This is a genomic window from Neiella litorisoli, assembly GCF_014773395.1.
In the GTDB taxonomy this organism is placed as follows: Bacteria; Pseudomonadota; Gammaproteobacteria; order Enterobacterales; family Neiellaceae; genus Neiella; species Neiella litorisoli.
Genome location: NZ_JACXAF010000004.1, coordinates 196,024 through 220,960 on the forward strand (window position 1 = coordinate 196,024; position 24,937 = coordinate 220,960).

Below are 24,937 nucleotides of genomic sequence, written 5' to 3' on the forward strand. Positions count from 1 at the left end.
TCGTTGTTGTTTTCGCACGCCATGGTTAATCAAATAAAATGAATAACTTACTTAAACTAGTAACGCTCACTTTCGCTTCTTCGGCGCTCATCAGTGGTTGTATTGACGCTGAAGCGCCAACCGAAGCCACTAAGGTCACACCTGCTCAGCCCGCATTCTTTGACTACCCGATCGCTGGGGAGTTGACCAAACGCGTCGTTATCGAACTCGATAACCCTGCCGATTACGCCAATATCAGCGTGTATCACGGTGATCGTTTGCTTATCGATAACTTGGATATCCCTAAGCAAGGCCAGCAAACGATCAGCGCCCTGGTCGTATTTGAAAGCAATGGGTTGGCTAAGTTGGAAGTCCGCAGTAACAACGCCGATCTGACCATCACTCGGCTCAGCTTAGAGCCTGCCGATGGCGTTGTGCTGCCAACGTTTTCTGACATATCCGAGCAAGCAGGCATTGATAAGGTCACTTCGATTAAATATGGCGGCCCCACCATTGCCGATATGGATAATGACGGTGACTATGACTTTATCGTCAACAACCATAATGCCGAGAGTAGCAAGCTGTATTGGAATAATGGCGATGGTACCGTCACTCGTCACGACTATGATTTAGCGCGTTGGTTTATGCATGATCTTCACGGTACCGCGGCTGGCGATTACGACAATGATGGCGACCTCGATCTGATCGTGACCCAAGGTGGCGGCAATGGTACCAACCCATCAAAAACCAACTTCTACACCAATAAAGATGGCACTCTGGTGTTAACTACCGGCGACGTTGGCATTGACCGTGGTGGGCGCGGACGCGGCGCTAAATGGTTGGATATGGATTTAGATGGCGACTTAGATCTGCTGCTCATCAACGAAACAAGTCTGGCGCAAAGCAAACCTCAGCACTTCTTTTACGAAAACATCGGCAATAGTAACTTTCGATTCAAGTCGGTCGAAGGCATTCAAGACATTCATCAGTCTCGGGTGCTTATCACTGATTTCAACGGCGATCATATTGACGATTTAGTGATGTACGGGCCACTTGAACTATGGCAAGGCAACGGCGATTTTACCTTTACCAATGTCTCCCATCGTGTGCCCAGCGAACTGGCCAATAAAGGGCAGATCTCTGGCATTGTCGATATCGACATCGACAATGATGGCGATTTAGATCTTTACTTAGCGCGTGGCAAAGAGTTTGAAAATGGCCGAGGCGAAAAGCCATGGGCCGATTTTGATCCCATCAATCAGGTGATGTCATACAAGACCCGCGGCTTTAAAGGCGTTGACCAATTTGATTTTACTGCCAACGGCTCGATTGAGTTTGGCAACTACTACTTCTTGCCTCTTGGGATGTATCGCGACCGCGAGTACCCAATTTTTGTTGGTCGCGACAAACTGCGCACGGCCCTGCCCTCCGGCGGAGATATGTTGATCGATCCAGCAACCGCTACCGGCTGGCCAGATGACATCTCCGAAGATGGCGTCTATTTCGGTTACTTAGGTAACGGAAAATGGCGCGCGGCGCTGGTGCGCGATGAAATGAAATTCTGGGGTTTCAAATTCAGTCTCTCGGGAGTCACTGAATTTCAACCTCAGTTTGAATTACAAAACCGCAATGAAGCCGATTACTTGCTCCGCAATGACGGCGATAAATTTGTTGATGTCACTGAACAATGGGGTGTCATGCCCGTTGGCAACTCACTTGGCGTGACTGCAGGTGACTTTAACAACGACAGCCATCAAGACTTGTTGGTGTATCGTTGGGGACTGATCAGTCATCGTATTTCTGACTACTTACTGCTGAATAATGGCCAAGGCGGGTTCGATACGGTCACCATGCATGGCGCCGCTGATGTCGGTGGCCCAGGTAACGGAGATATGGGCCAAGCTTTCGATTTTGATCTTGATGGCCGAGTTGACCTACTCAGCGGCAGCGAAAATGGAGAATGGTATCTCTATCAAAATAACACTGACCTTGCTGGCAACTATGCCTTGGTTCGAGTGGGCTATTCACCCCAAGCAAATGTCGATGCCATCTCTGCTGAAGTGATTGTCGAAACAAATCATGCAACATACCGCAAACGTGTTGGTTCAGCCGGCTCAGTATTCTCGCAAAGTTTGCTAAACATCGTTCACTTTGGTCTTGGCGATGCTGAGACTATATCGCGCATTACCGTGCGCTGGCGCAATGGTGAAACCACAGAGTTAACCGACAAAGCAGTCAACCAAGTGTTTGACACCAATCGATTAGATCCGCAATCGCTGCAATTTAGCGAGGCTAACGACAAAATTCGCCAAGGCGTTAGCAAAGCGCTGGCCATCACTATGTTGCCAGCCAATGCCGACCCAAGCCTATCTTGGCACTCGAGTGATGAGTCGGTGTTAGCCGTCGATCAACAAGGCCACGTCACCGCCGTTGGTCAGGCAAATGAACAAGCAACCATCACAGCCACCAGCGCCGCCAATCAATTGTCAGCCAATATCACCTTAGCTATCGAGCAATGGTATCCAAATCCGTTGCAAGCATTGGCCATTAGCTACCCAAAATCCAACTTAGTCGTTGACGATCAAATCCAAATTGAAGCTAATCTGGAGCCAGAAGACGCCGACGACAGTCACTTGATTTGGCGCTCCAGCAACCCAGAGGTCGCCACAGTCGACCAACAAGGCGTGATCAACGCCATCGCCAGCGGACAAACGGTCATTAGCGTTGCCCCGCAAGCAAATGCCGATCTTGCGCAAACGCTTACCATTAATGTCGAGCCTTACATAGAGCCGTACGTCACCATTAAAAATGCCGATGCTCTTAAAGTGCTCACTGTTGGCGACAACATCCATGTTGATGTTGATTATCACGCTGGCAGCGGCAACACGGTGATTGCTTCAGATGAAGGCGGCATGCGCTTCTGGTTACGGCACTTTAAGTACAAGTGGATCCCAGCAAAAGATGTGGTGAAAACCGATGCGTCGGTGCTAAAAACAACAGCCGGTCAATCGTCAATGGACTTTGCGCTTGATGATTTAACGCCAAGTGATCAGTTACCCACAGGCCACTTCTATCAACTCCGAGTGACCTTTGCCAACAGTGATGGCCAAATGGTCGATGCGGCAATCGATAATGTGCAAGTGATAGCAAAACCAGATTAACAGGTCTGTTAATGCGACAAAGCCCGCTATCGGTTATTCGGTAGCGGGCTTTTTATCATTCATTTACTGCAAACATACCTACAACGCATTCGCACTGCGCTTAGTAACCAGATAACAATTTCGCCGTTTATGGCTAATTGGCGGTTTTTAGTCACTTAAGGCTAAATCGAACTGTTTAGTTATTGGCAGCGAACCCTTGAAGTGGAGTGAGATATTGTGGCTTTGAAAAACACAACTTGAGACATCAAAAGAATATAACTAATTGTTTCAAATAGAAAAGTGATACTTTTTGAGACAGGGAAAAATAGAGGAAAAACAAGAAATGGTGCCGGGGCCGGACTTGAACCGGCACGCTGTTACCAGCGAGGGATTTTAAATCCTCTTTTGTTTCTGTAGGCCGCATTCTATAAGGGTTCCATTAGGGCTCAACTCCCACATTCGGGCCCAAAAGACACAAAAAAAGACACAGGACACAAAGTACCAGCATTGATCTTCCTTGTTTGTGCCTCCCACTCGACCATGTACTATATCCATATTTATGAAAAGGGATTTTTCGCATGAATAAGGACATCCTGTTAGCTAAACTCCGCGCTCTCCACGAACGTACCCCGGATTTTAACGAGTATTCTCCGACATCCATTGAGCATCACTCTTGGTTAGGCCAAGCGCATGCCCTGATAAACAGATGGGACGTACTGGAAGCATCAAGCTTAAAAACATCTGCTGACTTTCTTAGTTTTTCGGCCACAAGGGCAAAGAATATTTCTACAATAATTGGCATTGTCCAGAGGGCAATATCAGATCTAGAACTAGATGTCCCTTTAGAAACGGAGCAAGCAACAGCCGCAGCTTATGGCTCAGGGGAAGTTTATGATGTATTTCGCAAGCTCAACGCTATTATATCTGCTGCTGAAAAATCGATTTTTTTAATTGATCCATATTTAGATGACACTATCCTCCACCAATACCTAAACTCTAGAGCTACTCAAGTTGATGTCCGGTTACTAAGCAACAAGTTTCCAGAAAAGTTGATCGATGCAGCGGCCAAATATAATCAGCAATATGGGGACGTCTTTGAGGTCCGCAGAACAAAGAAAATTCATGACCGTGTGATTTTCATTGATAACTTTGAGTGTTGGGTAGTAGGGCAATCATTGAAAGACGCAGCACAAGCCAAGCCCACTTACATAGCCCCGCTTCCTCCAGATGTCGTTCAGGCGAAGCTAGACGAATATAACCTCATATGGGACGAATCAAAGGAAGTTCTTTAGTCCCATTGCCGGGAGCTTCCCTCTAAAACCAAGCACAAAATCCACTTAGAAATTTCGTTGATTTTCAGTGAAAGATATCGATTTCCTTACCTGTTACTTCCGGAGGTGGGACGAATTAATTACTACCGAAGAAGATAGCAAGGGAGTTCATAGGGACAATAATCTTCATACGTCTGGCTGCTAAAAAGATCCTAGCGAGACACAAAGACACAAAAACGGGCTTATCATCCCAGTCTTGGAACTGAGAATAGATATCATATAAGTTGTAACTGATTGATTTTAAATGGTGCCCGGGGCCGGACTTGAACCGGCACGATCTTACGATCGAGGGATTTTAAATCCCTTGTGTCTACCAATTTCACCACCCGGGCATCAAGGAAGTTGTGATGGAGGCGGGTCCCGGAGTCGAACCGAGGTCCACGGATTTGCAATCCGCTGCATAGCCACTCTGCCAACCCGCCATCACAGACGTTCAGAACCAAACTTAAGAGGAAAGTTTGGAGCGGCACATCGGGTTCGAACCGATGACCTCGACCTTGGCAAGGTCGCGCTCTACCAACTGAGCTAGTGCCGCGTTACATTTTTGAGCGGTGGTGTGCTCAAAACGTGGAGGGCATTCTACCCGTATTTACCTTGCAGTCAACCACTCCAGTTTAAGTTTTTTATGTTTTTGGGGCGTTTAGTCAGAAACTGAACAAACTGGCTGTTTTATGTCCTTTTCTTCATAAAGCGCCATGCGCTCGCCAAATAGATCATCATAGACCACAGGGTCAGTAGCGCCGCGACATAAAACAATGCAATTGCCAGATAAACCATATATTCGGACTGTTGCCATACCAAGCCGCCCAGCGACAGCATCTGTACCATGGTTTTCCATTTACCAATATTGCCGACTGCGACGGCTGCTCGCTCGCCAAGCTCGGCCATCCATTCTCGCAGCGCCGAAATGACAATCTCTCGACCAATCATGATGATCGCCGGAATGGTGATCCACAGGCTGTTGAAGTCAACGGCGACCAGCACCAGCGCGACCACCACCATGAGTTTGTCAGCAACCGGATCGAGGAATGCGCCAAAAGGCGATGTTTGCTGTAGCTTTCTGGCTAGGTAGCCATCGGCATAGTCAGTCAGAGAAGCAATCAGGAACACCAACATGGCGTAGAAGTTCTGATCGGCTACCGGCAGATAGAACATCACCACGAAAACGGGGATTAGAAAAATACGAAAAAGAGTCAGAATATTCGGAAGCGTAAACATAATGCATATAACGAGTTTCAGCAGCCCCCTTTATACACTAACGGCGGCGTTGTGACACGCCCTATTCCGGATGAAAATGATCGTAAATTTGCTGGGCCAGCGCTTTTGATATCCCCGGCACCTTACTCAAAGTTTCAACGCTGGCGGCTTTAATTCCTTGTAAACCGCCAAAGTTTTTTAACAAAGCCTGACGCCTTTTGTCGCCAACACCGGCAATTTGTTCGAGGGTTGAGGTGCGCTTGGCTTTGCCTCGTTGTTGGCGATGACCGCTAATGGCAAAGCGGTGTGCCTCATCGCGAATATGCTGCACTAGGTGCATTGCCGGCTCGGTGGCATCAACGGCGATGGTTTCCCAAGTTTCGGATAACAATAACGAATCAAACTGGGCTTTGCGCTTATCGCCCTTTTTAATACCGATGAGCAAAGGCGCTTCGCAATCTGCTGGCCAGTTGACTTGCTCAAGTACTTCTTGTGCTTTACCAAGCTGGCCCTTGCCGCCATCGACAATCAACAAATCCGGCACTTTGCTGGGATCATCGAGCTTTTTGAAGCGGCGGGTGAGCACCTGCGCCATCGCCGCGTAGTCATCACCTGCGGTTATGCCAGAAATGTTGTAGCGTCGATATTCGCCATTGGCTGGGCCTTGGCCATTAAACACCACGCACGAGGCCACCGTCTGATCGCCTTGGGTGTGGCTGATATCAAAACATTCCATTCGATGGATGGGTTTATCCAGCTCAAGTAACTGCTGCAGCTGACTGAAACGCTGCTCTGCGGTTGTTCGATCGGCAAGCTTGTTAGCCAAGGTGGTATTAGCATTGGTTTGCGCTAATTCGAGATATTTTTTAGTTTCACCGCGCTGCCCTTGGCGCAATTGAATTGAGCGTTCGGTAACGGTTGCCAGCGCCTCGGCAATGACGCTAGCGCGCTCAGATGGCAACTCAATAACCACAATGGCTGGCACATGGCGCTCGCTATTGTGGCTTAAGTAATACTGCATGATGAAGCTTTCAACAATCTCGTCGCGTTCAGTTTCAGCCGGAATTTTGGGAAAGTAACTGCGGCTTCCCAATAACTGACCATTACGAATAGACAGCACTTGAATACAGCACAGGCCGTGTTCATAGGCAGTGGCAAAGACATCAATTTCTTCAGTTTCGCCACTCACGCCTTGTTGTTCTTGAATGGTTCTTAGCGATTGAATTTGATCTCGGATCTGCGCCGCCCGCTCAAATTCTAGCGCCATCGACGCTTGCTCCATGGCACTCATCAACTGCTCGATCAATTGTTGATGCTTGCCTTGCAAGAACAGCTGGGTGTGTTCCACTTGTTTGCTGTAATCGGCATCACTCACCAAGCCCTCGACACAAGGACCGGAGCATCGTTTTAGCTGGTACTGCAGACAAGGCCGCGAGCGATTGGCGTAGTAAGAATCTTCACACTGGCGCACGGCGAATACTTTTTGCAGCAATTTGAGGCTGTGGCGCACTGCACCACCGGACGGAAACGGACCAAAGTAGCTGCCTTTGTGGCGCTTAGGGCCTCGATGAAACGCGAGCCGTGGATGGCGATGATCGCTCAACAGAATATACGGATACGATTTGTCATCGCGCATCAACACGTTATAGCGCGGTCGATGAGCTTTGATCAGGTTATTTTCCAAGATCAGCGCATCGGCTTCACTCAGCGTGACGGTCACTTCAATAGCGGCAATTTGCGCCACCAATGCGCGCGTTTTGCGGTTGAGCTGCTGCGTTCGAAAGTAACTGCTGAGGCGATTTTTTAGATTGCGTGCTTTGCCAACGTAAATAATTTCACGTTCGCTATCGTACATACGATAAACGCCGGGCGACTGAGTCACCCGGCGTAGGAAAGATTTTGCGTCAAATTGAACTGGCTGTTGGTCTTGCGCCGACATTGATTAGAGCTTGGTGCTGTCGAGCATACCATGGCGAATCGCCAAATGAGTCAACTCAACATCGCCATTAATCTCAAGCTTGCTGAACAAGCGATAACGGTAACTGTTGACGGTTTTTGGGCTGAGGTTTAATTGCTCAGAAATATCCTGAACCTTTTCCCCTCGGGTGATCATCATCATGATTTGCAGCTCTCGGTCTGATAAGTCATGAAACGGATTATCACTTGCCCCTGGTTGGATTCGATATAACGCGATTTGTTGGGCGATTTCAGGCGCGATATAGCGTTGGCCAGTATGAACCTGACGAATGGCATTAATCACTTCATCTGGGCATGCATTTTTTGACAGGTAGCCAAACGCACCGGCTTGCATCACCTTACTCGGCAATGGATCTTCGGTATGAATGGTCAACACCATGATTTTGATATCTGGGTTGTAGCGAAGAATCTTTTTGGTGGCTTCAATACCACCGATACCTGGCATGTCCATGTCCATGTCCATTAAAATGACATCAGGCTCGTGCTCCCGACACCACTTAACGGCGGTCTCGCCAGATTCTGCTTCTCCAATAACTTTTATGCCGCGAACTTCTTCCAGAATACGCTTAATTCCTGTTCTGACGAGCTCGTGGTCGTCTACCAGAAATACATTGATCAAACTAACACCTCTGAGACGGTTTTGCTTATTGTTCGTATCCGTTACATTGATGGACTGCGTATCCTAACGCGAGAGGGATGTTGCCATAACCAGCAGCCCCTACTGCCAGCACAAACAACCCTGCCAAGGTATAGCGCATCGCTTCCTGACGCAAGCAAAAAATAAAGCGCCAGGTAGCATTTTGATAACAATTTATTCGTATCTCAAAGCATTAGCAGTTACTTGATGCCACTAATTCTTTGCCGGCAACCGACCACCAATAGCCATTACAATGATCTGGCGCCAGAGTTTGTTGCTGTGGACTCGCCAATTGCGACCAGATGTGATCAATAACCTGTTTCATCTGCTGCGATTGGGGGCTGATCCGAAACCAATCAACCAGTCCCTGCATTGACGCAATATCGTTACTCAGGTCGTAGCAATAACCTGACTGAGTTTGGATACCGTTCAATACAAACATGGCTTTGTCTTCAAGGTTTTTAACCAAGCGACCATCGGGGTAATCAATGCAGCATTTTTTGCACTGATCTTTTGGCCGATCGAGCGAACGGGCCGTAAAGCAACGCGCCGAGTAAGCCAAAGGTAAATGGCCATAACCCAGCACCTCGACATCAAAGCGCTGACGGAGCCCTTCGGCTGTGGCTTGCTCTAGCATTCCTTTGAGCCAGTCTCGCGATAATTCAACGGGCATCACCCAGCTGACCATCCCCGCATCGAGCATTCGCTTTAACGCCGTCATGTTGTAGATATTGAGTGCCGAACCGGCAACGAATGGCAGTTTGTGCTCTTTTGCCAATTGCACCACGGCAATATCGTTGGCTTCGACCACCAACTCACCTTGCTCAAGGTACGGCACAATCATGTCTAATTCTTGCGGTGCTTCGATTAGTGCCAGCGTCGATAATCTTACCTGTTTGCCCGCTTGCACCAACTCTTTGGCAATGGCCAACCAGTCGGATAAACGGAGCTCTTTGCGTTTACTGCAAACGGCTTCACCTAGGTACACCCGCTGTACTGGGCTATCTGCGATGTCACGATAAAATTGTTCAATAGTCTGTTTGGGCCAGTAATACTGATTCGCGCCCAGAGATAATTGCATCGTCATAGTTAATCCATTACTTCCATGTTCTGTGGTAGGCACCAAGGGTAGTCTGGCAACCTTCACTCAACTGTGCCATGGATGATTCCAGCACAGGGTCCAATTGATAATTGCTCGGATCGGCCTTGCATTGGTCGATTGCCGCGCGCCATGCCTTGGTCACTTCGGCCACATAGGCGGGGCTGCGCTGGCGGCCTTCAATTTTAACGGCGGCAATACCGGCCGCAATTAGCTTGGGCAGCAACGCCATCGTATTGAGGCTGGTTGGCTCTTCAAGGGCGTGATAAACCTCGCCGTCCACATCGAAACGGCCTTTACACAAGGTTGGATAACCAGCCTGTTCATCCGGCCCAAACTGGTCAATTAACAAATCGTTCAATCGCGTTTGCATGCCGCCATTGGCCATCGGTTGCCAGCGAACAAACTTAGCCGGTGAGCAAGCGCCCACGGTGTTTGGTGATTCGCCAGTCAGATACGAGGACAAGTAACAACGGCCCTCGGACATAATGCACAAGCTACCAAAGGCAAACACTTCCAATTCAACATCGGTGCTCGCTGCCAACTGCTCCACCTGCTTCATCGACAGCACCCGCGGTAACACCACCCGTTTGACGTTAAATTCACTCTGATAATACCGAATCGCCGCACTACTGGTGGCGCTGGCTTGCACGGATAAATGAAGCTCTGTTTGCGGATACTTATTGGCGATGTAGTCAAGCACACCAATATCAGCCACAATCAGTGCATTCGCCCCGCTATTGACCGCGATGTCAGCGGCATATTGCCATCGTTGCTCCTGACCGGGATGGGCAAAGGTGTTAATCGCGATGTGGAGTTGGCGGCCATGTCTGGCGGTGTACTCAACGGCCTGCTGCAGGCGTTTTTCATTGAAATTAAGGCCGGCGAAATGGCGCGCATTGGTGTCATCTTTGAGGCCGAGATAAACGGCATCGGCACCGTGGTCAACCGCAGCCTTTAGCGCGGGAAGTGAGCCAGCTGGACTCAGCAGTTCCATCATGTCAGGTTCCAAAACTCATAAAGAGGCCCGATTGTAACGGCAGCTCAGCTGTTGTTTTTTGATTTGACCCCGTCAGGAGGTGGCCGGTTCATGCCTATAATGGCCCATCGTTTTTGTCAGCCCTAAAAACTATGCTCAAATCCATACTCCACCGCGCCGTTATGCAAGCGCCGAAAGTTCTTCGATTACCGATTCAAACGCTTCCTTTTCACTGGTACAGCCGCCCTTTGCAACTCGCTTTGCAGCAACTGTTGCAAGAGCAACTGGCAGACGGTGAGCTCGATTTCTTAGAGCAGCGCACCTTACAAGTGGATGTCTCGGATTTGTCCCTGTCGTTTATTATCACCCTGACTGATGAACAGCTGCAGGTGTTGCCACCATCAGTGGATGCCGATGTGGTATTTGCCGGCGAAAGTGCCGATTTGTTGTTAGTTGCTGCGCGCCGAACCGACCCAGACACCTTGTTTTTCCGCCGTAAACTGTCGATATCGGGTGACACAGAGCTGGGCCTGGCAGCGAAAAACATGTTAGATGCGGTGGATTGGGAGCAACTGCCAAAACTCTTGATCACTATGCTGGATAAAACCGCCGCGCTAGTCGAGCAAGCCCAGCTAGCGGAGCAAAGTTCAACAAGCCAAGCCCAGTCTGCTCAGGCATAATACTCGGGTTATTTACCCACTACCCGAGCAAGTTGCAGCACTCAATCCAGTGCTGCAACCTTGGCCATTGAAATACACAGACGGACCAAATTTGTGATGCAGTCAAATCGTTGGACCCAGCAAGCCATTCAGTTGATCGAAGCCGATTATCAACGCTCTGCCGATACCCACCTGATCAAACTCGATTTACCACCAGCACTTAACGCCACGTTATACCTGAAAGATGAGTCGACTCACCCCACAGGCAGCCTCAAACACCGGCTAGCTCGGTCATTGTTTTTGTATGGTTTGGTCAATGGCTGGATCCGTCAAGATCGGCCCGTGATTGAAAGTTCTTCGGGCAGTACCGCGGTCTCAGAAGCTTACTTTGCGCGTTTGTTGGGACTGCCGTTTTACGCCGTGATGCCGGCTTGCACATCAAAACAAAAGATCCAGCAAATTGAGCACTATGGCGGCATTTGTCACTTAATTGAGCACAGCGATGTCTATCAGGCTTCGCGCGATTTAGCCGCCAAACTTGACGGCCATTACATTGATCAATTTACTTATGCCGAGCGCGCCACAGACTGGCGCGGCAATAATAATGTTGCCGAATCCATGTTCCGCCAACTAAGCCTAGAGCCAAGCCCAGTGCCAGATTGGGTGGTGGTCAGTGCAGGAACCGGCGGCACCGCAGCAACGATTGGACGCCATATTCGCTATCAACAAATTAATAGCCGCTTGTGTGTTGCCGATCCGGAGAATTCGATGTTCTTCGATTACTTCATCAATGGCGATGATTCAATCACCACCAACAAACAGCCACGCATTGAAGGAATTGGCAGACCTCGCGTTGAACCATCATTCATTCCAACCGTGGTCGATGAAATGATTCGAGTGCCAGATGCCGCATCCATCGCTACCATTCATGTGTTGGAGAAGTTGCTCAACCGCAAGGTTGGCGCTTCGACGGGCACTAACGTGTATGCCACATTGCAGCTGTTAGCGAGCATGCCGCAGCGGTCCGAGCCGATCAGCATGTTGAGCATGATTTGTGATGCCGGTGATCGTTACCTAGATACTTACTACAACCCCGAATGGCGGGCGGCCCAGCAAATCGATATTGCCGACTATCAACAAATCGTTGAGTCTATTTTGCTAGACGGTGTGTTCCCGAGTCATTTTGCGGCGCCCGACGCATTTGCATCGCAATCAACTGAGTCATAATCCGCTATCGACGTGAATGCTAGATTGCAGCAAGCTTTGTGAACTCAACACCAGAACGAGTCGCTACGAAGACTTGCCGACCAGCTATAGTTATTTGATTAGAGTGTAATTTGCTGAATCGCCACTGCCGTGTTGCGACAGCGATTGAAATCAATTCCTGCTTTGCTGCGATCGGCCTTGGAACATGCGTGATGCCATAAAACACTTTGCTATCAATGGTTGTCTATTAAGCGTTTGCTGTCCTTTTTCAGTAAGTGCCGATGACGTTGATGTGTTTGAGCTGTCGCTTGATGAGCTGCTGCAAGTAAAAATCACCACCAACACCCTAGACGAAAAAAGCGTTCAGACCATCCCTGCCCCTATCACTGTGTTCACTCGCAGCGACATTGACTCATTGGGCGCTCGATATCTTCATGAAGTACTGGCATACGTGCCCGGTTATCAGGTCGCTCGTTATACCGTTCATCCTTACGAATACTCAGCAAGCGCAAGGGCTTTAAGCGATGGTTCTTCATCAAAAAAGATACTGTTTCTGCTTGACGGCCACGCAGTCAACGATCCTCGCTCTGGTAACTCCGTTAACTTAGCGAACTTCTCGTTACACCATATTGAGCGCATTGAAGTGATCCGTGGCCCCGGTTCGTCAATCTACGGTAGTAATGCATTTACTGGCGTCATCAACCTCATTACCCGCCAATCAACGCCACAGGTATCGCTAGCCACAGGCAATGAACTCAATGGCGATTTGTTCGCCATGCACCGCATCGAGCAAGACAATTTCTCTATCGATTTCCAAGCCAACATTATCGATGCTGATGGCGATAGCTACCGCCTCGACGATACCTTCTCACCGGAGCAAATCGCCACATCCGATCCTTACTCGCAGTTTTCCTATCAGCTCAAGTTCACCGCTGGCTCGTCTTCACTGCTCTGGCATCACCGCCGATTGGATATGGACGACTTTTATCACTCCAGCCGAATTAGCAATCGTTACAACCAATCCCGATATGAGTCGATGTTTTTGCTAGCCGAACACGAATTAGTGTTGTTCGATACGTTGCAATCGACCCTTATCTTCGATGCGATTTACACGGATATCGAAAACAGCAATCAAAGCACTCCAGAAGGTGCGTTTGCAGCAATTAGTGAACCAGCCAGCGAGGATCCTCTTCACGGCACAGGTTATCTCGAATCAAATCGATTCAAACTGGGTTGGCATAACAACTGGCAAATCACCGAGCACAGCAATGCCCAATTCGGCATTGATTGGCAGCGCAGCGAAGAAACTCGTGCCGAGGGCTATACCAACTTCAGCGTTAATGATGTGTTGAATCAGAACATTCCTATCCGTTCGTATCCGGGCCGAGACAGTATGGTCAAAGTGGGCGCAGAGGATTCTGCAACGCTCTATGGTGCCTATGTTCAACTGCAAACCACTACTGGCGATTTTAACTGGATAGCGGGAGGACGATTAGATCACTATCGCGATTTCGGTAGCCAATTTTCACCGCGTGTTGGCGCAGTCTACGTACCGTCATCAACATGGCAGTTCAAAGCGCTCTACGGCGAAGCATTCAGAGCGCCGGAATTGAGTGAAACAGGGCTGTTTTCTGGCATCAGCCGCGCTGGCAACCAAGATCTGGATAGTGAGAAAATAAAGACCTTTGATCTAATCGGTCAGTACGTCGACACATCAATGATGATCACCATTAATGGTTTTTACAATCGTTACTCAGATCCCATCGTCAGTGCCGAAATAGATGGACGCACCAGCCTAATCAACGGTGATGACGAACAAAGTAAGGGCGTTGAGGCGGAATTCATTTGGAGTGGCTGGCGTAATAGTCGAATGCGTCTGTCAGCAACTCATTTCTATGACTTGCCAGATTCAGCATTTCGCGAATCAGACACCTTGGCGAGTGTGCAACTCAACCAACAAATCAGCGATTTTCAACTTGGGCTCAGCGGTACTTATCGTTCAGATCGCCAATCACTAACGAGTAGCGGTGACTTTATCAATATTGACGGCTATTGGTTATGGAACGCTCAGCTTCGGTACCTGTTCTCTTCTCAATGGGGACTAAGCTTGACTATAAATAATCTTGAGAACAAACAGCACATCAACCCATCCATTGCCGATGACTTAAACGGTGTGCACAACAAAGGGCGTCACTGGGTCGTTGAAGTCACACGATCGTTTGATTAGTTAGCAAACAGTTATGAAGCGAGTTTTTTTTCAAGTAGTACTGATAGCGTTAATGCAGTTGGCGGTCCGAGACGTTCATGGTGCGATCAATGAGTCGGATGTCAAGGCAGCGCTGGTCGCAAAGTTTACTGAATTTGTTAGCTGGCCGGGCAACCCGCAACCGCTTGTAATTGGCTATCTTGGCGACGATGAAGCGCTTTGGCTGAGTTTGGATAAATTGGCCAACAAATCATCTCGCCAGCAACAATTTAGCCTCAACCGGCTACGCAGCATTAATGATATTCATTCGCCCCATATACTCGTTGTCGCCAGCAGCCACAACAATGACGTGGCCCGAATCAACCGAAAAATCAGCCAATCACCAACCTTGCTGATCACGGAAGACTTGGTTGACCAAACCCAGATAGGGATTAATTTCACCACCACGGAGCAGAACACCATTTCGTTTAACCTCAACCGCTACAACTTGGTGTATCAGGGGTTATCAGTCAACCAACAGATTGTTCTACTTGGCGGCTCAGAAATTGATGTAGCGACCATGGTACGAGAAATGGCGCTTAGGTTGTCCGAATCGAGCGACTTGATTGCAAAACTCAATCAACGGGTACAGCAACTCGATGAATCGGTCGCTCAACGCCAAAGCGCATTAAACAATAAGGAACGCCTGCTGACCGAGAAAAACCAACAGCTTCAACAAATCAATAAGGATTTTGACAAAGCGTCTAGCAAGCTTCTGCAACTAGAAACAACCGTTGGCGATCTCAACCAAGCACTAAACCATGAGCGCCAACAGCTCGATGAAACGGCTCTGTTACTTGGCGATAAACGACAGGAGCTGGAACGAAAACAAAGCGAACTGGCGCAGATATCAATCGACAAAACGGCACTCACTGAACAAATCGAAGCCAATCAGACTCTCATTGAGCAACAACAATCGGTACTAGCAGAGCTAGAACAAACAGTGGTTGAATCGACCACGGCATTAGACGTCCAAAGCGATTTGTTAGAAAGGCAGTCGACCGCTCTGGTGCTAGCTATCGTGGGACTACTTATGATTGCATCGTTTGCTGCTCTGCTATGGCGATTAGCAAAGCGAAAGCAAGTGATGAATCGATTGTTGGAGCAAAAGAATGCTCAATTAGCAGAGGTCAACACCGAGCTTTTGACGGCCCAACAACAGTTAGTCGAAGCGCAAAAAATGGCCTCCCTGGCGAAACTCGTCGCGGGTATCGCCCATGAGATCAATACACCACTCGGCGTGGCCATTACTGCGACAACCTATTTATCTCAAACTACCGAAAAGCTGCTAAAAGATTTCCAATCCAATGCATTAAAGCGTTCTTCCTTGCAAGCGTCATTAGACGGCCAACTATCGGCGGCCGAAATGGCAACGAATAGTCTCAATAGAGCTGCGGAACTCGTCAACACCTTCAAACAAGTATCACTGGCGCAAATCAAAGAAACGCCCAAACAGTTTGCATTGCTGCCATTTATCGAGCAGACCGTTAAGCAATTTCATCGTGAATTTAAACAACAACGGGTGGCAGTCAAGGTTTGCTGCGACACCAACGACATTGAATTGGTGAGTTATCCTGGGTTGCTCTCGCAAGTGCTCACTAGCTTAGCGAGCAATTCAGCTATTCATGGCTTCGAGCAGACCCAAGACCCAGAGATCACGATTTCTGTCAGCAGCGACGACTTGGGGGTTCACATTCACTATGCCGATAATGGTTCAGGTATTGCTCAGGAAATTCACGGGGAAATCTTCGAGCCGTTTTTCACCACGAATCGACAAGCCGGCAGCACTGGCTTAGGGCTGCATATTTGCTTCAATTTAGTCACCCACAAAATGCAAGGCACGATCAACTGTTTATCGAGCGATCAAGGTGCGCTATTTGCAATACACCTGCCCCATACAATTAGCGAGAGTCAGGAGCTACCAGCTCAAACCGCTAACTAGCCGTTAAATGCTTGCGGATGTTGTTGTCCTGAATCCGCTATTTGCTCCCAGCTGGCTTTTGAATCAACCCAAATATGATGGGCGACGTTGAGATCATCAGCCCCTTCTGACAGCAAACCGACCGGCACGTACATTCGCTTACTATCATTGGCACCAGGTAACGACGAACCACAGTGACAACAAAAGCTGGTTTGCCAATCGTGCTCCGGTTTGTGCCAAGTTTTGATGGCAGTTTGGCCGCTGAGCCAATGGAAATCGTCATTGGCAACTACAATCACCGCAATGCCACCGCTGCCGGTGGCTTTGCGACAGATAGAGCAGTGACAAATGTAGACATCGTTAGTTTCAGCGGTTATTTCGAAACTGACGGTGCCGCAATTACATTCGCCTTTCATTTGATCTTCCTTGGTTATTCAGTCGTTACACTTGGACTAATTCGAGTAACGCTTCGACTGGGTGCTTGGGTTTAAAGCCTTCCATCCGCTTCACTTGTGAGCGACAGCTATAGCCGGTCGACAACACTTGATGTTGCGGCGTTTGCGCCATCGGTTCGGCCCAGCTCATGGCATACAACTCTTTGCTGTTTTGCTGATTTGGCGCTTCGTGGCCATAGGTACCGGCCATGCCACAACAACCAACCGGCTGATTTTTCACCTCACCGCCAAAGTGGCTGAAGATTTTTTGCCAATCGCCATGGGTGGTCGGCAGATAAGATTTTTCAGTACAGTGGGCGAACAAGGTATAGCTTTTGTTCGATGGCGCTTGCGCTGGCAAAGCAGACAATTGTGGTAGCAACCACTCTTGCAACAGCATGACGTTAAACTCGCCACGGGCATCACCCAACGCATGCTTGTATTCATCGCGATAGGTCATCACCAAAGCTGGATCGAGGCCAATCATGGGTAAATCGAGTGCGTGGAGTTCATTGAGAAACGCCGCGGCGTCGGCAGCTGTTTTCGCAAACGCCGACAAGAAGCCTTTGATATGCTGCGGTTTACCATTGGGTTTGAATGGCAACAACACCGGCTGCTTACCCATCGCGGAAATAAACTGCACCAGCGCTTCGACCACTTGGGCATCGTAATAAGTGGTAAACGGATCTTGAACGATTAATACCAGCTCTTTGCGAACCTCAGCTGACAATGATTTGATTTCATCAAGTTCAAACGCCAGCGCGGCGTTGTGATGCAAACGCTGTTTCAACGTCGGTACTGACAGTAATGGTAAATCCACCATCCCGATGGTCTTTTCACTCAGCCAGCTGGTGAGCGAATTGCCAACCACTGCGTTGGCTAATCGAGGCGCTTTGGCCATCAGTGGCGTGTACCACTCTGAGGTGGCAATCACGTAATCCCGCATCGGCCTCTGATAGCGCTGATAGTAAAGATTCATGAAGCGCGCGCGGAAGGTTGGCACATCAACGTTAATTGGGCACGCCGTGGTACAGGCCTTACAAGCCAAGCAGCCCTTCATGGCATCCATGACTTCATGGTTAAAGTCATCGCTGGCAGGCTCGAAAAAGCTCCGCTTCCACTTGGCGAATGTCGCTTTCGCTTGTGCCGTTAAAGAGCTGGCTTGCTGCTCTAAGGTTGTAGGATCAGCTCCGAGTTCGGTCACTTGTCGCAGCCATTCGCGCATCAACCCAGCGCGCCCTTTGGGGCTATGACGGCGATCAGCGGTGACCTTGTATGACGGGCACATTGGCGAAGTGACATCATAGTTAAAGCACAAGCCATTGCCGTTACAATCGACGCTTTGGGTAAAGCTATCGCGGACATTCACTGGGATCTGTCGGTCATAACCACCGCGTTTCTTGGCATCAACCGACACTAGCTGTTCATCGGAGTCAAACGGTGTCGCAATTTTGCCTGGGTTCATTCGGTTCAGGGGATCGAACGCGCCTTTGATTTTGCGCAGCTCGCTAAACAACTGCTCGCCAAAAAACTCAGGGCCGTATTCTGAGCGATACCCTTTGCCGTGCTCGCCCCACATCAAACCGCGATACTTGGCGGTCAATGCGACAACTTGATCAGAAATCTGGCGCAGCAGCACTTCTTGCTCTGGATCGCACATATCCATTGCTGGGCGAACATGCAGTACGCCCGCATCAACGTGACCAAACATGCCGTATTGCAGATCATGAGAATCGAGCAAGGCACGAAACTCCATAATGAAGTCGGCTAAATTTTCCGGCGGCACACAGGTATCTTCGGCAAAAGCAATTGGCTTGCGACTGCCTTTGGCTTTGCCCAGCAATCCCACGGCCTTTTTGCGCATGCCATAAATGCGGTTAATGCTCGCCAAATCACAGGTGAGCTGATAACCAATCACGCCCGCTTCTTGTTTGGCGATCATGTCATCAAGCTTGGCTGTCAGTGCGGCAACTTTCTGTTGATGGGCTTGCTCGTCTTGGTCGGCATACTCGACCATGTTGAGCCCCTGCATATCATGACCAGGGACATCTTCAATCAGATCACTGACCGAATGCCACACCACGTCTTGCCGCGCCAGATTTAACACTTTTGAATCGACGGTCTCAACGCTAGTCGCGTTGGCTTCGACCATAGCCGGTGCATTGCGCAGCGCAGCTTCAAAGTCTGAATATTTGACGTTCACTAGGGTGCGGATTTTGGGTAACGGTGTGATGTTGAACTTGGCTTCACAAACAAATGCCAGCGAACCTTCGGAGCCTGCAATCAGGCGCCCAACATCAACCAGCTCTTGCTCCCAATCAATGGCGTGTTTGAGATCATAGCCAGTTAAGAAGCGATTGAGTGGCGGAAAGGTCTGATCGATTAGCTCTCGTTGCTGCTCGCAGCTTGCCAGCACTTGCCGATAAACCTGCGCTTCGGAGCCCTCGCCAGCCGCTTTTTGCCGCGCTTCAGCAAGCGACATGGCGTGAGTTTCAAGCAGTGAGCCATCAGCAAGTACGGCTTTCACCGCCAGCAAATGATCACTTGTTTTGCCGTAAACCAACGAGCCCTGGCCGGATGCATCGGTGTTAATCATGCCACCAACGGTGGCGCGGTTTGACGTTGATAAATCGGGCGCAAAGAAGAAGCCATGAGGCCGCAAAGCATCATTGAGCTTATCTTTGACCAAGCCACCTTGGACGGTCACCCAACTCTGCTCTGGGTTCACTTCAATCACTTGATTCATGTGCCGCGATAAATCGACTACCAATCCGGGCGTCAGCGATTGTCCATTAGTGCCAGTACCGCCTCCACGAGGACCAAAACGAACGGCATCAAACTCCGCTCGAGAAGCGACTTTTCCGACCAATTGCACGTCAGCGGTTGAGCGCGGGAATACAGCCGCTTGTGGCAGCTGTTGATAGACACTGTTGTCCGTCGCCAAACTCAGACGGGCACCAAAACTAGTTTCTATGTCGCCACTAAATCCGGCCTTTTTCAATTCGTCGAGATAACGAATATAGATAGGCTCAACAGATGCCTGAGGCGGCAAATAAGGGATGGTGGTTTGATCGGACACGAAGGCACTCCAGCAGTCATGTTGGAAACATGTTCAATTGCGGTATTGGCGCAGGCCAACACCGGCGAAAAATCAGGCGCACAATCTAGCAAATACGCTGCTTTTTCACCAGTGTTACGGCCACAGGCCGGAGTAGATCAACAGGCTCTAGTCAGTCAAGATAGATGGCGCAGACTGGATCACGGTTAGCAGTGCCCGTTGGCCGACTGCGACTTTACGGTTTGGAAACACGATAGCTTCGCCATCATGTTCGGCAACAATCTCTTCATTGCCATCTTGAGCAAGTTGCTGACCTTTTTTGAAACGGCTGAAATTGGCCAAATCGTCGGCAAATGATAAGGAGAACTCCTGATGTTGCCGATGAATGGCGCGGGTAACGCGGAAAAGTTTAATGCGCTGCTCATCCAACTGTGGCGTTGGCCACAGGCCATAGAGCATTGCTTCGAGCAAGCGCTTCAGCGGCTCAAGCTTGCTCATGTCATTGCCACCAAACGGCTTCACTTTGCCCAACTCCACGGTAAAGGCTTCGGCCTGATGATAACAGTGACTGTAGTGGCTAAACGTGCTGGCAGGGGCATGGGATAACAGCACGGTATCAACATCGGCTGCTTGTAAGCGGGCGACAGCGTTACGGCTAAAGCCTTCGGGGCTATGAGGATAAACAGCGAAAAATGGATGCTTTGAGTCACGAATGGCGGTGTGCAAGTCGTAATGGACGCGGCGTTGATGGGGCGCCGCTAAGCTAAAGAACTCATCGATAGCCCGCATTAAGTCGCTAGCTCGGCGTTGTTCAGGGTTTTGCGGTTTGGCTTGTTTGTATTGCGGGCTGAATAAACGATTCAAGTTTTCATCAACGAATCGACTGCCATTCACCACCGCTTTCGGGTTACCAAGAATAAATAGTACCCTCGCCTGTAGCCGGCGCGGTGTTTCCGACAACTGCTTGGCCATGGCAACCAATAATTCAATCGGTGCCGTTTCATTGCCATGAATACCACAAGACAACACAATGGCGCGATCGCAGTTACGGCTGTCGGCAGGTTTTAACGGCTCTACCCGCAAAATACCGTCATCCAGCCACTGCCAAAGATTCATGTCATCCTGCCACGATTCGCCTGGAGTCATCTCATGGCCTAACGTGGCTTCCAACAAATCAAATGCCTTCATGATTTGTTCATCCTCTCACTTGGGTGGGCAGATATTGATCCATCGTTGCTGATTCGTTTAAGCAAGCCCTATGTATGTTACACCAAAGTCACCATGGCGATGGCATCTTGCTAAATGATTGGCGATTTGCCTGTAACGCGCCAATGACAAGCAAAATTCATCTGCCGATGCTTTCAGCCCCGCCCGCATAACGGTATAGTTGCGCCTTTGACCGAAACCAATAGCAACAAAGCTGTAGCCACATGTTTAAAGACAATCCGCTGCTCGCGCAGTTGAAACAAGAAATACGTGAAACTCTGCCAACCGCAGAAGGAACCATCAAAGCAACTGCAAAAGGCTATGGCTTTTTGGAAGTCGACCGAAAAACCAGTCACTTTATCGCCCCGCCTTTCATGAAAAAGGTCATTCATGGCGATAAAGTCAGTGCCGTCGTGCGCAGTGAAAACGGCAAAACCCAAGCCGAGCCGGAGAAGCTGATTCAACAAGCGGTGACCCGCTTTGTCGCTACTCTGGGAAGCCGCAATGGTAAATGGTTTGTGACGCCAGAAAATCACAACATTAACCTCAACATCAATGCCAAAGCCGACCTTAAAGCGCCGGCAAAATTGGCCGATGGCGATTGGGTGTTAGCAGAGTTAAAACGCCACCCTCTTAAAGGTGATAACGGCTTTTATGCGCACATTATTCATAAAGTGGCCGACAAAGATGACCCTTATGCAGCTTGGCAATGCACACTAGCACGCCATGACTTGCCTGTTGTTGAACCTGAACTACCCGAGCAATTGGACATCATTGATGAGGGCTTGCCACGCCAAGACCTGACTGATGTAGCTATGTTTACCATCGATGGCGCGTCAACCCGAGACATGGACGATGCGCTGGCGATCGAAACCACCGACAAGGGCTGGCGATTGACCGTCGCCATCGCCGATCCAACAGCATACATCGCCGCAGGATCGGCACTCGATGAGGCCGCCAAAGATCGCGCTTTTACCGTTTATTTGCCGGCGCGCAATGTCAGCATGATCCCCTCGCGTTTAAGTGAACAATTGTGCTCATTAGTTGAAAATGAAGACCGTCCGGCCGTGGTTGCGACACTCGATATAGGCAACGATGGCGCGCTTGTTGGCACTCCGGAAATCCGCTTGGCGACAGTCCGCTCCCATTACAAATTGGCCTATGATGATGTCTCGGATTGGCTTGAGCAAAGTGGTAGCTGGCAGCCGGCTGATGACGTCATTGCAACGCAATTGCACGCGCTTCACGCCATGACACAAGCACGAGTGGCGTGGCGCAATGAGCACGCGATAACCTTCCCTGACCGCCCCGATTACCGCTTTGAATTAAATGACGATGCCAGCGTCAAAGCAATCCATGCCGATTATCGGCGCATCGCCAATAGCATGATTGAAGAGTCGATGATTGTTGCCAACATTGCCGTGTCAACTTGGTTACAACAAAAAGCCGAAGGCGGCATTTATAACGTTCACCTTGGTTTTGAAGATGAACAATTGGAGACCGCAGTTGCCCTCATTAGCGAACATGGCGGCGAGGCGACCGCAGAATCGTTGAAGTCATTATCTGGATTTTGCCAGTTGCGCCGTTGGTTAAACGCACAAGAAACTGGCTATTTGGATTCGCGCTTACGTAAATTCCAGAGTTTCAGCGAAGTGGATGTTCAAGCCGGACCGCATTTCGGTATGGGCCTTGACTGTTATGGCACCTGGACTTCGCCAATTCGAAAGTACGGTGACATGATCAATCACCGTTTGATAAAAGCGGTACTGCGACAAGATGCTGAACTGGCGTTGCCAAGCAAGGCCGATGCCGAGCACCTGACCGAGCGCCGCAAACGCAACCGGTTCGCAGAGCGCGATTTATCGGACTTCCTCTACACCCAATATTTGCAAACCGCGCTGAGCGAAAAAACCGAGTTTGATGCCGAGATCTTTGATATCAACCGAGGTGGTATGAGAGCGCGCTTGATTGCTAATGGCGCGATGGTGTTTATCCCAGCGCCAACATTGCATTCAGACAAGAAGCAAGTGCAAGCCAACGCTGATGATGGTTTGATTTCAATCGAAGGGGAAGTGAAATATCGCCTCGCCGATTCAATCAAAGTTCGCCTAAGTGAAATCAAAACGGTGAGCCGCAGCCTGGTGGCAGAAGTTATTTAACTTAGCCAAGCTTTATTTTCAGATTTGACCCAAAAGGCGCTGTCGCGCCTTTTTGGTTTTAGCTATCTTCATCAATCGCGCGATGTTTCGCGGGGAATTGAATAACAAATTGGCAGCCCTTGTCGAGATTACTCACCGACACTCTGCCATTGAGTTTGGCATGAACCAAATTGAATAGGATATTCATCCCTAACCCAGAGCCCCCCTGCCCCCGCTTCGAAGTGACAAATGGATCAAACACCCGGTCAATGATCTCCGCAGCAATACCGTGGCCATTATCGCGATAGGTAAAACACATGCCGTCATCATTTTCGACCAGCGCCATACTAATCTCGCCATCATCGAGTCCCTCAAAGGCATGTTTGTGGGAATTGACCATGAGGTTGGTCAGGATTTGATGCCAAACGCCAGGGTACGTGGTCAGTTCAATATCATCGGCGACATCCACGCTGATGTGGTAGTTCTCTCGCTTAAACACGGTTCGAATCGTGGCGACACTCTCCAACAGCAATTCCTTCATGTTGCATTCAAGCAAGGTGTCATTGGACTGATTGACGGCTACGGACTTAAAGTTACTAATCAGCTCGACCGCGCGCCGCAAACTATTATCAATCATGTCGCACGACTCAGTTTGCAAGGCCAAAAAGCTACCTAACTTGCCTTTGGTTAGAGTGCCCTGCTCCATTTCTTCAACGATGCTCTTGAGCCGCGCCGTGACGTTCGAGTTGGCTGTCACACAAACCCCAAGCGGGGTATTGATTTCGTGCGATACGCCAGCAACCAGACTACCAAGCGAGGCCATTTTCTCTGACTGGATGAGGCTATCTTGCGCCATTTTTAATTCTTCAATGGAGGCTTCAAGTAGGCGGGTACGCTCTTGCACTTTGGCCTCCAGTCGCACGTTCATCTGCTGCACTTGCGCTTCGGCTTGCTGACGCCGGACCACGTCGCGTCGCAGGGTTTCACGCATCTGGTTGATTGACTGGGCCAACTCGTCCAGTTCGTCGGTGCCGATGCGGCGGCGATCCAATGTCAGCGGTTTGCTGAGGTTATCAATACTCAACTCTCTGCTGTAACTGGCAATTCGATAGACGTGGCGCGTGATCAAGTAGTAGACCAAAGCACCAATAAACAGAGCGACAATCAGTGTCGTACTGAACTGACTTAACAGGATAAAGCCGGCTTTGGTTTTCAACTGCTTGTAGATGTCGCCGTAATGGGCCTCAACCAACAAGGTGCCAATGTGCTGGCCTTCGTACAACAATTCAAAGGATTTGGCGACATCGGTGCGCAACGTGCCATCGCCCGCTTCATAGACTTGCCCCAACGGCGAGGTAATTTTGGCGTAGCTAATATCAGGTAGGTTGACGATACCAATCAGATGCTGCGCCACGATATCATCGTTAAAATCCCACAGGTTAAGGATCAGCGATTCGAGCTGACTCGACTCAATCGATTCAAAGCGTAATTTAATGTTTTCAAGATCATGAACATAATCGCGGTAAATCTGCGCAGCAGTGGAGAACAGCGACAATATTGAGCTGCAGATAATGATGTAGATGAGAACCTTGCGTCCAAGCTTGTTACTACTTCGATGAGGCGCGCTGTTTTTCAATTCCATTGGGCCTGAGCTGCTGTTATGAAAACAATTCAATAGGTGAAATTGCCATGTTCAGCTGGCGAAAACAACTTTCCAGCTTATCTAGCGCT

16 protein-coding genes and 3 tRNA genes are annotated in these 24,937 nt (G+C 49.4%); 7 read left to right on the forward strand and 12 right to left on the reverse strand.

Going from position 1 to position 24,937, the window contains the following annotated elements; all coding sequences use genetic code 11:
* Positions 1-38 precede the first annotated feature (38 nt).
* Both IC617_RS04570 and IC617_RS04575 read left to right on the forward strand, forming a co-directional pair.
* A complete protein-coding gene (locus IC617_RS04570) occupies positions 39-3,140 on the forward strand; it encodes an FG-GAP-like repeat-containing protein (protein ID WP_191143797.1) in 3,102 nt (1,033 codons plus the stop codon).
* Between the two features lie 557 nt (positions 3,141-3,697).
* Positions 3,698-4,411 carry a phospholipase D-like domain-containing protein gene (locus tag IC617_RS04575; RefSeq protein ID WP_191143798.1) on the forward strand — a complete coding sequence of 238 codons (714 nt, stop codon included), beginning with the start codon at positions 3,698-3,700 and terminating at the stop codon, positions 4,409-4,411.
* Positions 4,412-4,695: 284 nt separating this feature from the next.
* On the opposite strand, the gene IC617_RS04580 is transcribed toward IC617_RS04575, so the two are convergent.
* From IC617_RS04580 to ubiU, 8 genes are all read right to left on the reverse strand, one after another.
* Positions 4,696-4,782: transfer RNA gene (locus IC617_RS04580), tRNA-Leu, on the reverse strand.
* Positions 4,783-4,798: 16 nt separating this feature from the next.
* Positions 4,799-4,872: transfer RNA gene (locus IC617_RS04585), tRNA-Cys, on the reverse strand.
* Positions 4,873-4,909: 37 nt separating this feature from the next.
* Positions 4,910-4,985: transfer RNA gene (locus IC617_RS04590), tRNA-Gly, on the reverse strand.
* 134 nt (positions 4,986-5,119) lie between these two features.
* The gene (gene pgsA / locus IC617_RS04595) at positions 5,120-5,668 is read right to left on the reverse strand and encodes a CDP-diacylglycerol--glycerol-3-phosphate 3-phosphatidyltransferase (protein ID WP_191143799.1); all 549 of its coding nucleotides are present in this window, start codon (positions 5,666-5,668) and stop codon (positions 5,120-5,122) included.
* A gap of 61 nt (positions 5,669-5,729) precedes the next feature.
* A complete protein-coding gene (uvrC, locus tag IC617_RS04600; protein WP_191143800.1) occupies positions 5,730-7,586 on the reverse strand; it encodes an excinuclease ABC subunit UvrC in 1,857 nt (618 codons plus the stop codon).
* A gap of 3 nt (positions 7,587-7,589) precedes the next feature.
* Complete coding sequence (gene uvrY / locus IC617_RS04605) at positions 7,590-8,243, reverse strand: UvrY/SirA/GacA family response regulator transcription factor (RefSeq protein ID WP_191143801.1); 654 nt, start codon at positions 8,241-8,243, stop codon at positions 7,590-7,592.
* A 211-nt stretch (positions 8,244-8,454) separates the two neighbouring features.
* Positions 8,455-9,348 (reverse strand): U32 family peptidase, encoded by an 894-nt coding sequence (locus tag IC617_RS04610; protein WP_224745780.1) that lies wholly within the window; start codon positions 9,346-9,348, stop codon positions 8,455-8,457.
* Positions 9,349-9,358: 10 nt separating this feature from the next.
* Positions 9,359-10,357 carry a ubiquinone anaerobic biosynthesis protein UbiU gene (ubiU, locus tag IC617_RS04615; protein WP_191143828.1) on the reverse strand — a complete coding sequence of 333 codons (999 nt, stop codon included), beginning with the start codon at positions 10,355-10,357 and terminating at the stop codon, positions 9,359-9,361.
* A 134-nt stretch (positions 10,358-10,491) separates the two neighbouring features.
* Here ubiU and ubiT point away from each other — a divergent pair, with 134 nt between their 5' ends.
* The 4 genes from ubiT (at position 10,492) to IC617_RS04635 (ending at position 16,391) form a co-directional block, all read left to right on the forward strand.
* Positions 10,492-11,019, forward strand: coding sequence for a ubiquinone anaerobic biosynthesis accessory factor UbiT (ubiT, locus tag IC617_RS04620; RefSeq protein WP_191143802.1), 528 nt, complete (start codon positions 10,492-10,494; stop codon positions 11,017-11,019).
* A 96-nt stretch (positions 11,020-11,115) separates the two neighbouring features.
* Complete coding sequence (locus tag IC617_RS04625; protein ID WP_191143829.1) at positions 11,116-12,225, forward strand: PLP-dependent cysteine synthase family protein; 1,110 nt, start codon at positions 11,116-11,118, stop codon at positions 12,223-12,225.
* Positions 12,226-12,409: 184 nt separating this feature from the next.
* A complete protein-coding gene (locus IC617_RS04630) occupies positions 12,410-14,431 on the forward strand; it encodes a TonB-dependent receptor plug domain-containing protein (RefSeq protein WP_191143803.1) in 2,022 nt (673 codons plus the stop codon).
* A 13-nt stretch (positions 14,432-14,444) separates the two neighbouring features.
* Positions 14,445-16,391, forward strand: a complete 1,947-nt coding sequence (locus IC617_RS04635) for a YfiR/HmsC family protein (RefSeq protein ID WP_191143804.1) — start codon at positions 14,445-14,447, stop codon at positions 16,389-16,391.
* On the opposite strand, the gene IC617_RS04640 is transcribed toward IC617_RS04635, so the two are convergent.
* From IC617_RS04640 to astE, 3 genes are all read right to left on the reverse strand, one after another.
* Positions 16,388-16,786, reverse strand: a complete 399-nt coding sequence (locus tag IC617_RS04640; RefSeq protein ID WP_191143805.1) for a GFA family protein — start codon at positions 16,784-16,786, stop codon at positions 16,388-16,390. The two genes, IC617_RS04635 and IC617_RS04640, sit on opposite strands and share 4 nt — an antisense overlap.
* Positions 16,787-16,811: 25 nt before the next feature.
* Positions 16,812-19,883, reverse strand: a complete 3,072-nt coding sequence (gene ydiJ / locus IC617_RS04645; RefSeq protein ID WP_369410362.1) for a D-2-hydroxyglutarate dehydrogenase YdiJ — start codon at positions 19,881-19,883, stop codon at positions 16,812-16,814.
* Positions 19,884-20,030: 147 nt separating this feature from the next.
* Positions 20,031-21,050: a succinylglutamate desuccinylase gene (astE, locus tag IC617_RS04650; RefSeq protein WP_191143806.1), complete on the reverse strand. Its 1,020-nt coding sequence runs from the start codon at positions 21,048-21,050 to the stop codon at positions 20,031-20,033.
* Positions 21,051-21,292: 242 nt separating this feature from the next.
* Between astE and IC617_RS04655 the strand changes: the two genes are divergently transcribed.
* Positions 21,293-23,227, forward strand: coding sequence for an exoribonuclease II (locus IC617_RS04655; RefSeq protein WP_191143807.1), 1,935 nt, complete (start codon positions 21,293-21,295; stop codon positions 23,225-23,227).
* A 58-nt stretch (positions 23,228-23,285) separates the two neighbouring features.
* Here the strand turns inward: IC617_RS04655 and IC617_RS04660 are convergent, their stop codons facing one another.
* A complete protein-coding gene (locus IC617_RS04660) occupies positions 23,286-24,848 on the reverse strand; it encodes a sensor histidine kinase (protein WP_191143808.1) in 1,563 nt (520 codons plus the stop codon).
* Positions 24,849-24,937 lie beyond the last annotated feature (89 nt).

Bases quoted from the DNA above. Each gene is read 5' to 3' on its own strand.
- IC617_RS04570 (WP_191143797.1), top strand. From the start codon at position 39: ATGAATAACTTACTTAAACTAGTAACGCTCACTTTCGCTTCTTCGGCG.
- IC617_RS04575 (WP_191143798.1), top strand. From the start codon at position 3,698: ATGAATAAGGACATCCTGTTAGCTAAACTCCGCGCTCTCCACGAACGT.
- pgsA (WP_191143799.1), bottom strand. From the start codon at position 5,668: ATGTTTACGCTTCCGAATATTCTGACTCTTTTTCGTATTTTTCTAATC.
- uvrC (WP_191143800.1), bottom strand. From the start codon at position 7,586: ATGTCGGCGCAAGACCAACAGCCAGTTCAATTTGACGCAAAATCTTTC.
- IC617_RS04610 (WP_224745780.1), bottom strand. From the start codon at position 9,348: ATGACGATGCAATTATCTCTGGGCGCGAATCAGTATTACTGGCCCAAA.
- ubiU (WP_191143828.1), bottom strand. From the start codon at position 10,357: ATGGAACTGCTGAGTCCAGCTGGCTCACTTCCCGCGCTAAAGGCTGCG.
- ubiT (WP_191143802.1), top strand. From the start codon at position 10,492: ATGCTCAAATCCATACTCCACCGCGCCGTTATGCAAGCGCCGAAAGTT.
- IC617_RS04625 (WP_191143829.1), top strand. From the start codon at position 11,116: ATGCAGTCAAATCGTTGGACCCAGCAAGCCATTCAGTTGATCGAAGCC.
- IC617_RS04630 (WP_191143803.1), top strand. From the start codon at position 12,410: ATGCGTGATGCCATAAAACACTTTGCTATCAATGGTTGTCTATTAAGC.
- IC617_RS04635 (WP_191143804.1), top strand. From the start codon at position 14,445: ATGAAGCGAGTTTTTTTTCAAGTAGTACTGATAGCGTTAATGCAGTTG.
- IC617_RS04640 (WP_191143805.1), bottom strand. From the start codon at position 16,786: ATGAAAGGCGAATGTAATTGCGGCACCGTCAGTTTCGAAATAACCGCT.
- astE (WP_191143806.1), bottom strand. From the start codon at position 21,050: ATGAAGGCATTTGATTTGTTGGAAGCCACGTTAGGCCATGAGATGACT.
- IC617_RS04655 (WP_191143807.1), top strand. From the start codon at position 21,293: ATGTTTAAAGACAATCCGCTGCTCGCGCAGTTGAAACAAGAAATACGT.
- IC617_RS04660 (WP_191143808.1), bottom strand. From the start codon at position 24,848: ATGGAATTGAAAAACAGCGCGCCTCATCGAAGTAGTAACAAGCTTGGA.